This is a genomic window from Heyndrickxia coagulans DSM 1 = ATCC 7050, from assembly GCF_000290615.1.
In the GTDB taxonomy this organism is placed as follows: domain Bacteria; phylum Bacillota; class Bacilli; order Bacillales; family Bacillaceae_C; genus Weizmannia; species Weizmannia coagulans.
In genome coordinates, this window is the sequence record NZ_ALAS01000239.1 from 1 (window position 1) to 12,858 (window position 12,858).

A 12,858-nucleotide genomic window follows, 5' to 3' on the forward strand; every position below is an offset into this window, starting at 1 on the left:
ATGTTCATTCAAGGTGTACATTTAGATGATAGAGTGTCTTCCCATTTTTTTCCACTCATTTGCCCCTTCGAGTAAAATTTTACACATACATTTTTCTTGTCTATTCCGCTTTTTTCATTCGAATAGCCCGCTTTCTTTCCCTTTTCTTGTAAAACGTTCGGTCATACGGCTGAACAGTTTTTTGGCTGCGGTCCCGAAAATAAGCGCAATTGCCAGAAATCCTGCCAGATAAATGATATCTGTGATCACAGCCTCCATCAGCATCCCGCCAACAGCTTCACGCATTAAGCCAATTCCGTAAGTAAATGGCAGGAGCGGATGAATATGTTGAAAGAAAGACGGTTCCATCTGGATTGGAAAAGTGCCGCCCGAACCGGAAATTTGCAGGACAAGCAGGACAATCCCAAGTGCTTTTCCCACATTGCCAAAAACAGAAACGAGTGTATAGACCATCACGGTAAAAACAGCACCAATCCCGATACCGAATAAAATAAACCAGGCTTTTTCCTGCACATCCACATGTAAAATAAAAAGGTCACCCGCCGCCGTTATCGCCGACTGGAAAAACGCAATCGTTAAAAACAGGAGCAGCTTGCCGAAATAGACTTGCCAGCTGGCATATGCGCCGCCATGGTGGTGTTCAACCGACAGCAGGGATACCAATAGCATTGCCCCCACCCAAAAAGACAGGACTGTATAAAACGGAGCCATGCCCGCACCGTAATTTTTGATTGGATATAGAACTTCTTCCTTCAGCGATACCGGCTGTTTTAAAAACTCGCTTTCTTCTTGTGCATCGTTCTTCAGCAGTTGAATCCACCGGTCTATATTTCCCTGTTTTTCAAACGCCCGGATTTTACCAGCCAGTTCCCTGATTTTTCTCTCAGCAGCTGGCAGTTCCGTTTCAGCCGTTTTCAATTTTGCTTTCCCGATTGCAAGCCCGGTTTTCGTATCGTGGAGAATCGCCTGGATATCCGGCAGACTGCCTTCCAATTTTTGAAACAGCTTGTTTGCTTTTGCACTGTCCTGCCCGGCTTGTGCCACAAATGTTTTTAAATCCGCGGCGATGGCTGCACCATCGTTTTCAAGCAGGCTGCCGGCGATGGCCCCGGCACGGCCGGCTTCCTGCTTTAGATCTGCCTGCAATGTTTCCGGCAGCAACCCGTTATTGACCTGTTGGAGAATTTTCCCGTTTAGGTCCTGCTGTTTTTGAAAGGATTGGCTGAGTGCAATAAACCGGGCTGCCATACGCTTAAGATGTTCCGAACCGGTTTCTTCAGCAACGGTTCGGAGCAAATCACTGAACGCGTCAGAGATTTGCTTGCTATTTTGCAAAATTATCGTATTTTTTGGCGCTGTTTCTGCAATTTTCGTTTTGTCTGCCAGCATACTCACCTGGTTCGAGACTGCAGGGGCGGCATTCAGTGCTTCCAGTCCGGTTTTGATCACGGTATCCGTCTGCTCAAGCAAACTTCCAGTGTTTCCAAAAAAGCGGGACATGTCCCCTGAGACGGTTTTGCCGTGTTTTGCAAGCAGCAGGACATCGGGCATCGCGCTTTCTGCCTGTTTTCTTACTGCGTCTGCTTTCGTAATATCCCGATCTGCCGTCCTGATGATCCGGTTAAGCTCCGGAATGTCTCCCTCCAATCTAAAAACCCATGCTTTAAAGTTTTCGATATCCGGCAAATCCCTTTCAAGTTCAATGCCGATTTGATTAAATATTGTAAAGATCGTTTTACTGACAGTTTTTACAAATGCGGCACTGATTTGCTGTGTAATGGCAGACGCACCCGACCCTGTTATTTTAGGCGCAATCGCATTGATTTTTTCATTTACGGTATAAGTAATAACCGGTTTCTCCGGCTTATCACCCAGGATGGAAGCCAGTTTTTCCGAAAAATTTTCCGGGATGGTCAGGCTTGCATAGTACTCTCCGGTCTTTACGCCGCGTGCGGCTTCCTTTTCCTGCACAAACCTCCAGCCGAGCGTTTTATTTTGTTTCAACTTTTTCACGACATCATTACCGGCATGTACTTTTTTTCCGTTGATCGCTGTCCCCCGGTCCAAATTCACAACGGCTACCGCAATTCCTTTTGTGTGGCCGTATGGGTCCCAGGATGCCTTGATGTTAAACCAGGCATACAATGACGGAAGAATGATCAAGGCGGCAATGATCAGGCTTGCTGCCCAGTTTGTTGTAATTTTTTTCAAATCGGTTGTATAAATCTTCCATACTTTTTCCATTGGCAGCCTCCAAATGTTGTTGTACCTATATGTTTTCCAACCGTTTGAACTGTCATGTACACGCAAAAAAGCCTGTGCGTCTCCGGTCCCGCACAGGTTAGCGTCAAACAAGCCATTTTCCTTATATAATTGATTTGCGGCCCGCACAAGCAAGCGTCTGCAGTAACGTAAATATTACGAATGAAAGCAGGTGCCCTCATTTTGCGGTTTTACAAGCAGCAAGTCCGTTATTTCACCGGCAATGTCCGTTCCCCTGCACCTTATTTATGTCCAAAAACCTGCTTTATTTCCGACTGCAGCTGCTCCAGTAAAGGAAAAGAATGGTTCAGCGCAATACTTTCTGCAATACTTCGATAGTACCATTCCTGCTTTTCTTTTCCACGGCTGAACGCGTTCCACACGCTTTCCCCATTTTTTCGCAATCCTTCGTGTATCGTTTTCAAATTGTGGAGTTTATCTGCACATATGAGCATACAAATTTCCTCTTCTGCCGTTTTTAATCGCTCGATGGTATGCTGTTTCCGTTCCTCCCAGCGCACATTTTTAGGCGGTTCGGTGCAGGCTGCAACAATGCGGGCAACATCGCTTCCAAACTCGTCTTTTATCTCCTCGTTTGTCACCGCAGTATCTTCAACCGTATCATGAAGAAGCGCTGCTGTGACCACTTCTTTGCGGCAGCCTTCTGTTAAAAGCATCATGGCAACCGCATACGGATGCGCAATATACGGAAGGTCGGACGCTTTCCGGTATTGGCCTTCATGTGCTTTTGCCGCAAATTCAATTGCTTTTTCCACCATTTCCATTAGAAATTCCTCTCTTCATACAAAGCTGCTTTCATCATCATACCAAAACGGCGCGGCTATACATGAATGAAAATCGAAAAGTTCAGCACTACTTTTGGACTTCTTAAACATCAAAAGAATCCTTGACCGGCACAAAGGCACAGAATATTCCTTCCCATCCTGTCTGAATTGAAAAAGAAGCTGATCCTTGCTTCTTTTTATCTATTTTCTTCGCCTTTACCCCCGCGAATTCTTTTATGTTATCACTTTTTCCCACTTCTCGATATGCTTTATCCGACCATTGCTTGAGCACAGTGATTTGCCGCTGTACCCGCTTTATTTCTTTTTGCTGCTTTTCATACGCCTGGAGGCAGAAGTCTTATAACTGCCCATCATCATGCGAAAAAGCACCCAAATCTATCTTTTCCCTTTTTCGCATGATTTGAGTCCGTTTTCATTCTCGTAATATGAATTTAATCGTATTGTAATCTTCCTTTCTGCCTATTTGTGTTATAACAAGAGTACGGAGAAGGGAGTTGTCTTATGCACTTAAAAAGGCGAATTGCAGTTATGGCGTTTGCCATATTCGTTGGCACGGCACAACTAAATGCCTATGCAGAAACAGATCAAGGTTCCTTACAGAAAAAATTGGATGAAAATACGCAAACCATTCAAAAGAAAGAATCGGAGAAAAAAGCCGTCGAAAGCAAAATGGAAAATTTGCAAAAAGACTGGAACGCATTGCAATCATCCATTCAGAAAAATAAAGAAAATATCGCAGCAACTGAAGCGAAAATCCAGTCAGCAAAAGATTTGATTGAAAAGAAAAAAGAGGAAATCGTAAAGCTGGAGGACCAAGTTTCTGCACGGGAAGGCGTGATTAAAAAACGCCTCGTTGCCATGCAAAAAAACGACCAATACGACTATGTGATTGAAACGATTTTAAACGCGGAAAGCATTGGCGACCTGATCAACCGGGTCAGTGCAGTCGCGACACTGCTGAACGCTGATACAAGCCTTTTGGATCAGCAAAAAGCGGACCTTGCGAAAATTGAAGCCGATAAAAAAGCCATTGCAGACCAGGAAAAAGTGCTCGAACAGGAGCAGGCAAACTTGAAAAGCAGCCAGGCAAAACTGCAAACAAATTTAAAAGAAAAGGAAAAAGCATTGTCGGGATTAAAATCGAAGTATGACAGCATTCAAAATGAGCTGTCAAAAGCGGAACAAAAACAAACCGACTTGAATACGAAAATCAGCAACCTGCAAAAAGAAATAAAGGCACAGCAGGCGGCCGCAAAAGCCAGGGAAGAAGCCCTCGCAAAACAAGCGAGCGAAGCTGAAGCCGAAAAGGCAGCGGAAGCGCAAGCTGAAAAAACAGCAGAAACACAAGCGAAAAAACCAGCGGAAGCCGGTGCCGGGAAAACGGCCGGAACCAAATCCACCGCATCTTCCGGCCACAGCACGCCACAAGGCAAATCCTTTTATGTGACGGCGACATCTTATAACCATGAAGATACGAAGCTGGATATTACCGCTTTGGGATATAACATTAAGAAAAACCCGAACATGAAATTGATCGCTGTCGATCCGTCGGTCATTCCGCTCGGCAGCAAAGTCTGGGTTGAAGGATACGGGGTTGCCATCGCAGCCGATACCGGCGGTGCCATTAAGGGCCATATCATCGATGTCCTGATGCCGAACAAAAAAGCTTCCATCGCATGGGGGCGCCGTACGGTCAAAGTGATCATATTGAATTAAGAAAAAGCAGCCTTGAATCGATTCAAGGCTGCTTTTTTATATCCGCCTATGGCAGGCCCGCTCCTAACCCCGGCAAAAAACAGGCCCATGCTTTTCCCGGAAAGCGGGGCAAGCATGGGCACTTTTTTCGGCAGTCCGCCTTAAGCAGGCGCCGGGATTTTTTTCAAAGAAAAAGCCGGGCCTCCCATGAAGCCCGGCCGGCACAAATGCTTACAATATCGGTGCCATTGTTTCTTTTAGCACTTTTACAGAATGATTGAACTGTTCCTGTTCTTTTTCGTTCAGTTTGATTTCAACCACTTCACGGATGCCCTGGCGATTGATGATGGCCGGAACGCCAACGTACACATCGCTGTTTCCGTATTGGCCTTCAAGAAATGCAGAGACCGTCAATACGCTGTTTTCATTGTTCAGGATTGCCCTTGTAATCCGGGTCAGGGACATCCCGATGCCGTAAAATGTGGCCCCTTTTCGTTCAATAATATGATAAGCCGCATCTCTCGTATTGACAAAAATGTCATCTAACGTCTTTTCGTCAATAATTCCTTTTTGTAGATAGCTTTCAATCGTATCGTAACCGATATTTGTATGGCTCCATACCGGAAGTTCCGTATCGCCGTGTTCGCCGATAATCGCAGCATGCACATTGCGCGGGTCAATTCCAAATTGGGCGCTCAAAGAGTTGCGGAGACGCGCGGAGTCAAGCACTGTGCCCGAACCGATAACATGTTCTTTCGGCAGGCCGGACTCTTTCCAAGTTACATATGTCAAAATGTCAACCGGGTTGCTGGCAACAAGAAAAATCCCGTTAAAGCCGCTGTCCATGATGCTCTTAATCATGCCTTTAAAAATTTTTGCGTTTTTGGAAACAAGATCAAGCCTTGTTTCGCCCGGTTTTTGCGGGGAACCTGCTGTAATGACAACAAGATCGGCAGTGCCGCAATCGGAATAATCGCCTTTCCAAACGCGGGTCGGCGTAGGCGCAAATGGCAGGCCGTGGTTCAGGTCCATGGCTTCCCCTTCTGCTTTTGCTTCGTTAATATCGATTAAAACAAGCTCTTCTGCAACACCCTGATTAATCATGGCGTAGCAGTAACTTGTACCAACTGCACCCGTTCCAACCACTGCAATACGATTGACTTTTTTCATATATAATCTTCCTCCCCATCAAAAGTAAAAAATATTTCCACTGTATGAAAGCAGTTTTGCAAGCCCGGCATGGCGGGCCCCTATCCAGTCTATGGATATTGTGCCAACTCCTAATGGATTCCATACTGCTTTTCCTTTAAAGCAGGACGATTAAACTTTTGCAGCAAATGCTGCCGTGCGGTTTGTGAAATAGATGGACGGCATGCCCTTTTATGGCTGAAATGGATCGTTCCGTTCATTTTCCTTCATTCCACATGGGTAAGTATACCACTATTTTTGTGATTAGATTCACATATTTTATGGCGAAAATTTGAAAATTTATCTGCCCAAATGCCCGGTTTTAAAGGAAAATGACGGTTTTTCAAAATCATCCGTTTACATTTTTCACAAATGGTTTTATTTGAAAAAGCCAGATATGTAAGCGTTATTCATTCTTGTGCTGATTTTCACAAAGTGCCCCGGATGGAGGAATAAATGGCTGATCCCGCCCAACTGATCTCTGCCATTTTTGCTCCTGAATGCCTGCCCTCCAAAAAAGCGGGTGCTGCCCGCTTAAAAGAATCTGCTTCACATGCATGGAGGCGTGCCCGCCAGACATCGACAAAAACGCAACTGTACAGCCATTCAATTGTGCATCAAAAATGAACATCGTGTGGACAGCCAGTACGACGGGCAAAATAAAGCCGACCATAAAATCAACTTCATATAAGTGCACTTTTTTCTCTCCATACCGGCTGCTTTCATTTATTATCAAAGAAGAAGAGAACGGTTTCAATGTCAATTCTTTTCTTTCCATTCCCGGTACTTGCCATGTAAAAACACGAATGATATTCACAGTTGACTTTCAATTGTTCGTGTTTTATCCTTAATTTATCTCTTTATGCGAGGAATGTTCCTATGCTGGTTTTTAATTTTATAAAGTATTAGACTTTTTTCATTTTACAAGTATAATAATAAGTATCATTTTCTTTGTGCATTTTTCTGACCAAATGAAAGGAGCGATTATCCTTGCATCAAATTGATGAAAAGAAAGCCCCCCAGATGGCCCTGCAGGCAGACATGGATTTTCTCGCCGGGCTGCTGGATAAAGTGATCCTATTTGAAGGCGGCGAAGCATTGCTTAAAACAATCCAAAATATTCGCTCCCTGGCACAAAAAGCGAGGGAAACCGGCGATGAGGCTTTCTACCTTCAATTAAAAAAAGAAATTACAGACCTGAATCCGCCTGAACGGCAAGAAGTCATCCGCGCTTTCTCTACCTATCTGCAATTATTTAATATTACCGAGCAAAATTTTAGAATTAAGCGCCGGCGGGAGTACCAGTCGGAAGATACAGACCAGGTCCAACCGCGTTCACTTGAAGATGGCATCGAAACGCTGCGGAAAGAAAAAGTGCCGGCTGAAGTGGTTGCAGAACTGCTGAACAGTTTATCGCTTGAGCTGATTATAACGGCACACCCGACAGAAGCAACGAGGCGGACCATTCTGCAAATCCATAAACGTATTGCAGATCTTTTAAAAGCGCTCGAATATGCCAACACCCGTTATGAGAAAAAAGTCATTGAAGAAACGATTTTGAATGAGATTACCATTTTATGGCAAAGTTCCGAAATCCGCGAGAAGAAACCGTCCGTTCTAGACGAGGTGAAAAACGGGCTTTATTATTTCGACAATGTCCTGTTCGACGTGCTGCCGCGCATACACGAAGACCTAGAAGACTATCTGTACGAATCGTACGGACAGCGTTTTAAAGTCCCTTCTTATCTTCATTTCGGATCGTGGATCGGCGGCGACCGGGACGGGAACCCGAACGTGACCGCGGACATCACCTGGAAAACGCTCGAGATGCAGCGTGAACTCGTATTGGAAAAATATAAAAAGTCGCTTACCACACTCCGGGAGCTGCTCAGCCATTCTGCCAAAAAAATAAGCGCCAGCCATGCCCTGCTTGCGTCTGTGGAAAGCGAAGAAAATACAATCCCGGCTGCAAAATTATGGCCGACAAAAGATGAAATTTACCGCAGAAAGCTGGCGATTATGATCCATAAACTGGAATGTGTGGGAAAAAGCAATGGCGGCTACCAATCCGCAGAGGAGCTCCTTGCCGATCTGTATATGATCCGGGACAGCGTGAACCAGCACCATCCGGCCGGGCATCCGATTAAATTGCTCCGCAAAGTTATCCGCCAGGTCGAATTGTTCGGGTTCCACCTAGCATCACTCGATATCCGCAACCATAGCGGCGAACATGAATCAGCACTTGCCGAGGTGCTTTATAACGTCAATATCGCGAAAGACTATAAAAATCTGCCCGAAAATGAAAAAGTCGCGGTGCTCCTGAAGGCTTTAAACGACCCGCGGCCGATGATTTCAATCTATGATACGTTTACGCCGGAAACGCAGGAAGTCATCAACACATTCCGGATGATCAAACGCGCCCACCAAACATTCGGCGAACGGTCCATCCAGGTGTATTTGATCAGCATGGCACATTCGGTCAGCGACGTGCTGGAAGTGCTCGTGCTCGCGAAAGAAGCCGGCCTGTACCGCGTCTACCCGAACGGCGAAATTTTAAGTGAGATCCATATCGCCCCGCTTCTTGAAACGATCGAAGACTTGCGGAACGGCGCGAAAATGCTCGAAACCCTTTTCCAAATGCCCATTTACCGCAACCATTTAAAGGTGCGCGGCAATCTGCAGGAAGTCATGCTCGGCTATTCCGACGGCAGCAAAGACGGCGGCACGATGACGGCGAACTGGCAGCTGTACAAAGCACAGAAAGAGATCCACGAAATGGGTGCCAAATACGGCATTAAGCTGAAGTTTTTCCACGGGCGCGGCGGTTCACTCGGACGCGGCGGCGGCCCGCTTTATTCAAGCCTTTTGTCCCAGCCGCCAGTTACACTTGGCGACGGCGTGAAAATCACCGAGCAGGGCGAAGTGCTGTCATCGCGCTATTTGCTGCGCGACATTGCCTACCGGAGCCTTGAGCAGGCGACATCCACGATGATGTGTGCCATCACAGAACAGAAACAGAACGAGAAAAATGGCAAAACGCCAAACGAAGAAGCTGTCAGGGCAATGGATAAAATTTCCGAATATGCGCTTGAAAAATATCAGGAACTCGTCTTCCGCGACCCTGACTTCCTGTCTTATTTCAAACAGGCAACGCCTTTAAATGAGATCGGTGAACTCAACATCGGCTCCCGCCCGATGAGCCGGAAAGGGAGCGCCCGTTTCGAAGACTTGCGCGCCATTCCGTGGGTATTTTCCTGGACGCAAAGCCGCCAGCTCCTTCCCGCCTGGTACGCAGCCGGGACAGGCCTGAGCAAATATGTGGAAGAAACCGGCAATTTCAAGTTGCTTCGGGAAATGTATGCATCATGGCCGTTCTTCCATGCAACGATCAATAACCTGCAAATGGCATTGATCAAGGCGGAGCTTTCTACGGCTGAAGAATATACAAGGCTGGTGAAAGATCCTGAAGTTGCCGGCCGGATTTTCGGCCTGATCAAAGCGGAATACGAACTAACGAAGGAAATGGTTTTAAAGATTGCGGACCAAAAAGAATTGTTGGATTACACGCCAAACATAAAAGAATCGGTGCGTCTCCGCAACCCGTACGTCGACCCGCTGAACCTGTTCCAAGTCTACCTTATTTCGCAACTGCGTGAACGCGAAAACAAAGATGAAAAAGCCCGGCACCTGCTGATGGAGGTCCTGCTTACGATCAACGGCATCGCCGCAGGGCTCCGGAATACAGGCTGATAGCAAAAAAACCTGTCTTGAATCAAGGCAGGTTTTTTTGTCCGCTTCATGGATTCCAAAAGGGATACGTTGTCTTCCACAATCAACAGCTTCATCAGTCAAACCTCCATTTTTCCATTATATTAAAAATTAATTTAAAAATCATATATTCAGTCTATGATTTCTATGAATAATTGCTTAAAATAAATCTATATAAGAGCTCTGCATCGATCCGATTATTCAGTTATTTTTCCTGAAGAAAGGTGATTTAGATGACAACCATTCGGGATATTGCGAAAAAAGCAAATGTCTCCGTTTCGACTGCTTCACGGGCTTTGAATAATAATCCGCGCATCAGCGTAAAGACAAGACAGCGCATCCAAGCCATCGCAGCCGCGGAAGGTTATATGCCGAACTATAATGCCAGGAATTTAACGCTTGGTGAGGCAAACGTCGTAGGGATTGTATTTCCGGCAGCTGAAAACAATGTACAGGGGAATCCTTTCTATATTGATATTTTACGGGGCATCAACAAACAGCTGGCCCCTCGCCACTACGTTCTGTCAGTTGCGATTGGTGATCACACAGAACAAGTTTTTGAGAACGTGAAATCTATGGTTGAACAGGCGAAAGTAAAGCGATTTATCTTACTGTATTCCTATGCAGGCGATCCGGTAACAGAATACTTGCGAAAAAAGGCATTGCGCTTTGTCATTATCGGCGAGCCGGTTGAAGATAAAAATGATTTTTATGTAGACAATAATAATTATCAAGCTGGTATTGCTGGAACAGAATACTTGCTCGGGCATTTAGGGGCGAAACACCCGGTTTTTGTCGAATCTTCCCATGAATGGCCTTATGAGCGCAGCAGGCGGGAAGGCTTCCAGGCAGCCATTTTAAGACGTGGCGTTTCCCCACTGATTTACCGCCTTCAAAAGGAAAACAATGACGGCATAACGGTGGAGTTTATCCGGCAGCATCCGGAAATTGATAGTATCATGGCGACTGATGACATAATCGGTTTTGAATTTTACCATCATTGGCAGTGCGCCCATCCTGGCAAAAGCATACCGGCTGTAAGCTTTAATCATTCTTTTATTTTACAATTGGCAAATCATCAGTTTCATTCGATCAATTTATTTCCGGAAAATCTCGGTTCTGCAGCTGTCGATCTGCTTTTTACAGATAAGGAAAATAAAGGGGGCGAAGAGCCACCGCGTAAAATCATTCTGCCATTTGAAATCAGTTAACGGCAGTGTTTTACATGCAGTAGATTCCAATCTTGCAACCGGTTTATGGATATTTTGTGAAACCGGTTGCGCTGATCCGGTAAAATCATATATAATAAAGATGTTCGATGCAGAAGACCCAAAATGATGAACATGTTCATTTTTTATTGCCTGTAATGCAACCGATTGCGCAATCCCCTGCCATGAGGTTTTAATAAGATTAAATCTATAACTACTAGCTGGAACTAAGAAATCTGGAAGAAAATTGGTTGGGGCTTCCAATAAATATGGAAAGCGATAGTACATTGGCGGCAAAAATGCAACCGGTTGCGCCTTGAAAAGGGGGAATTACGATGAGGATTACCCAAAAATAAGGGAATAAAACTTCTGCTGGAACGAACCAATATGGATCTTCAAAGTCTGTAATAAATATGGAAGGTGTCTCTGCGTTTACGGGGGAATGCAACCGGTTGTGAACGCAACCAGAAATATCTGGCCTGAGCGCAGGCTTTTAAATAGAATGGAGGATTGATCATGCGAGCAACGGTGAATACCGACAAAAAAAGTATTGGACGGGTAAAATCATCTGCAACTGTTAAAGACGGCAAGAAAATTGGCAGCCACCAATTGCCGGCGCTGCCAATCAGCACGATTTGGATGATTAGTTTTGGTTTTTTAGGTGTGCAAATGGCCTTTTCGCTGCAAAGTTCGAATATGGGGCGCATCTTTCAAACGATTGGCGCCGATCCGACAAAATTAGGTTTCTTCTTCATCTTGCCGCCGCTTGCTGGACTTGTTGTCCAGCCGTTGGTCGGTTATTTCTCTGACCGGACATGGATACCGAAACTGGGCCGCCGGATCCCTTATTTGTTGGTAGGGGCCGTTGTGGCTGTGATAGTTATGTGTTTGCTTCCGAATGCCGGAAGTTTTGGCTTTGGGTTCGGATCAATGACAGCATTGACATTTGGAGCGGTGGCTATCTTGTTTATGGATTTATCTTCCAATGTAGCCATGCAACCGTTTAAGATGATGGTCGCCGACATGGTAAATGAAGAACAAAAAGGTTTTGCTTATGCTGTCCAAAGTTTTCTCTCTAACAGCGGTGCAGTACTGGCCTGTATTTTTCCGTTTGTTTTAACGGCATTGGGCGTTTCAAACAGTGCACCAAAAGGCGTGGTGCCGCAATCGGTTGTGGTCTCGTTTTACAGCGGAGCCGTTATTTTAATTGTGTGCAGCCTGCTTACGGTTTTTAAAGTCAAAGAATATCCCCCGGATGAGTATGCCGTTTATCATGGCATCCAAAATCAAGCCCAAAAAGAAAAAAAGGGCATGTTTCAATTGCTCCTCAATGCGCCGAAAGAGTTCTGGACGATTACTGTCGTACAATTTTTCTGCTGGATGGGTTTTCAATATTTGTGGACGTATGGAGCGGGGGCAGTGGCCAAAAACGCTTGGAATGCAGTGGATCCGTCAAGCACGGCCTATCAGGAAGCAGCCAACTGGTTCGGCATTTTATCAGGTGTGTATTCCCTTGCCGCGGTATTTTGGTCTCTTGTGTTAACAAAGGTACCGAAAAATAAACAGAAACCGGCTTATGCGTTCAGCCTAGTGCTTGGCGGGGTTGGTTTCGGTTCAGTTTTCTTTATCCACAACCCGGGCACATTACTTGTTTCGTTTATCCTGATCGGCATTGCATGGGCTGCGATGATGGCATTCCCGTTCACGATTCTGACCAATGCATTATCAGGAGAGAATATGGGAACCTATCTCGGGTTGTTTAACGGCAGCATCTGTTTGCCACAAATTGTGGCTTCCTGCTTAAGTTTTGTGATATTCCCGGCGCTCGGGTCCTCTATGCCGGCGATGATTTTGTTGTCAGGCGTGCTGCTGGTTATTGGGGCGGCTTCTGTTTCGCTGATTAAAAAAACGCAAACAAAGTAAATTTTTAT

Annotated in this window: 9 protein-coding genes; 4 read left to right on the forward strand and 5 right to left on the reverse strand. The window is 45.5% G+C overall.

The window, feature by feature from the left end; genetic code table 11:
• Positions 1-114 precede the first annotated feature (114 nt).
• The 3 genes from IC21_RS12940 to IC21_RS12950 form a co-directional block, all read right to left on the reverse strand.
• A complete protein-coding gene (locus IC21_RS12940) occupies positions 115-2,244 on the reverse strand; it encodes a YhgE/Pip domain-containing protein (RefSeq protein WP_029141986.1) in 2,130 nt (709 codons plus the stop codon).
• Positions 2,245-2,504: 260 nt separating this feature from the next.
• Entirely contained in the window at positions 2,505-3,047 is a 543-nt protein-coding gene (locus tag IC21_RS12945; RefSeq protein ID WP_029141985.1) for an HD domain-containing protein, read from the reverse strand.
• Between the two features lie 103 nt (positions 3,048-3,150).
• On the reverse strand, positions 3,151-3,339 hold the full coding sequence (locus tag IC21_RS12950) for a hypothetical protein (protein WP_026685048.1): 189 nt from the start codon (positions 3,337-3,339) through the stop codon (positions 3,151-3,153).
• Between the two features lie 257 nt (positions 3,340-3,596).
• Between IC21_RS12950 and IC21_RS12955 the strand changes: the two genes are divergently transcribed.
• On the forward strand, positions 3,597-4,784 hold the full coding sequence (locus IC21_RS12955; protein ID WP_235801120.1) for a 3D domain-containing protein: 1,188 nt from the start codon (positions 3,597-3,599) through the stop codon (positions 4,782-4,784).
• A 210-nt stretch (positions 4,785-4,994) separates the two neighbouring features.
• Here IC21_RS12955 and IC21_RS12960 read toward each other — a convergent pair whose 3' ends face one another.
• Both IC21_RS12960 and IC21_RS12965 read right to left on the reverse strand, forming a co-directional pair.
• Positions 4,995-5,933 carry an L-lactate dehydrogenase gene (locus IC21_RS12960; RefSeq protein ID WP_013858488.1) on the reverse strand — a complete coding sequence of 313 codons (939 nt, stop codon included), beginning with the start codon at positions 5,931-5,933 and terminating at the stop codon, positions 4,995-4,997.
• Positions 5,934-6,357: 424 nt separating this feature from the next.
• Positions 6,358-6,648, reverse strand: coding sequence for a hypothetical protein (locus IC21_RS12965; RefSeq protein ID WP_234969504.1), 291 nt, complete (start codon positions 6,646-6,648; stop codon positions 6,358-6,360).
• 344 nt (positions 6,649-6,992) lie between these two features.
• Here IC21_RS12965 and ppc point away from each other — a divergent pair, with 344 nt between their 5' ends.
• The 3 genes from ppc to IC21_RS12980 all read left to right on the forward strand — a co-directional run bounded on the left by ppc (position 6,993) and on the right by IC21_RS12980 (position 12,850).
• A complete protein-coding gene (gene ppc, locus IC21_RS12970) occupies positions 6,993-9,701 on the forward strand; it encodes a phosphoenolpyruvate carboxylase (RefSeq protein ID WP_371836416.1) in 2,709 nt (902 codons plus the stop codon).
• Positions 9,702-9,952: 251 nt separating this feature from the next.
• Positions 9,953-10,930, forward strand: a complete 978-nt coding sequence (locus tag IC21_RS12975; RefSeq protein WP_029141981.1) for a LacI family DNA-binding transcriptional regulator — start codon at positions 9,953-9,955, stop codon at positions 10,928-10,930.
• A 513-nt stretch (positions 10,931-11,443) separates the two neighbouring features.
• Complete coding sequence (locus IC21_RS12980) at positions 11,444-12,850, forward strand: SLC45 family MFS transporter (protein WP_029141980.1); 1,407 nt, start codon at positions 11,444-11,446, stop codon at positions 12,848-12,850.
• The last annotated feature ends 8 nt before the right edge of the window (positions 12,851-12,858 follow it).

Excerpts from the sequence above, each read along its gene's own strand:
- IC21_RS12960 (WP_013858488.1), bottom strand. The coding sequence starts at position 5,933 with ATGAAAAAAGTCAATCGTATTGCAGTGGTTGGAACGGGTGCAGTTGGT.
- IC21_RS12975 (WP_029141981.1), top strand. The coding sequence starts at position 9,953 with ATGACAACCATTCGGGATATTGCGAAAAAAGCAAATGTCTCCGTTTCG.
- IC21_RS12945 (WP_029141985.1), bottom strand. The coding sequence starts at position 3,047 with ATGGAAATGGTGGAAAAAGCAATTGAATTTGCGGCAAAAGCACATGAA.
- ppc (WP_371836416.1), top strand. The coding sequence starts at position 6,993 with ATGGATTTTCTCGCCGGGCTGCTGGATAAAGTGATCCTATTTGAAGGC.
- IC21_RS12980 (WP_029141980.1), top strand. The coding sequence starts at position 11,444 with ATGCGAGCAACGGTGAATACCGACAAAAAAAGTATTGGACGGGTAAAA.
- IC21_RS12940 (WP_029141986.1), bottom strand. The coding sequence starts at position 2,244 with ATGGAAAAAGTATGGAAGATTTATACAACCGATTTGAAAAAAATTACA.
- IC21_RS12955 (WP_235801120.1), top strand. The coding sequence starts at position 3,597 with ATGGCGTTTGCCATATTCGTTGGCACGGCACAACTAAATGCCTATGCA.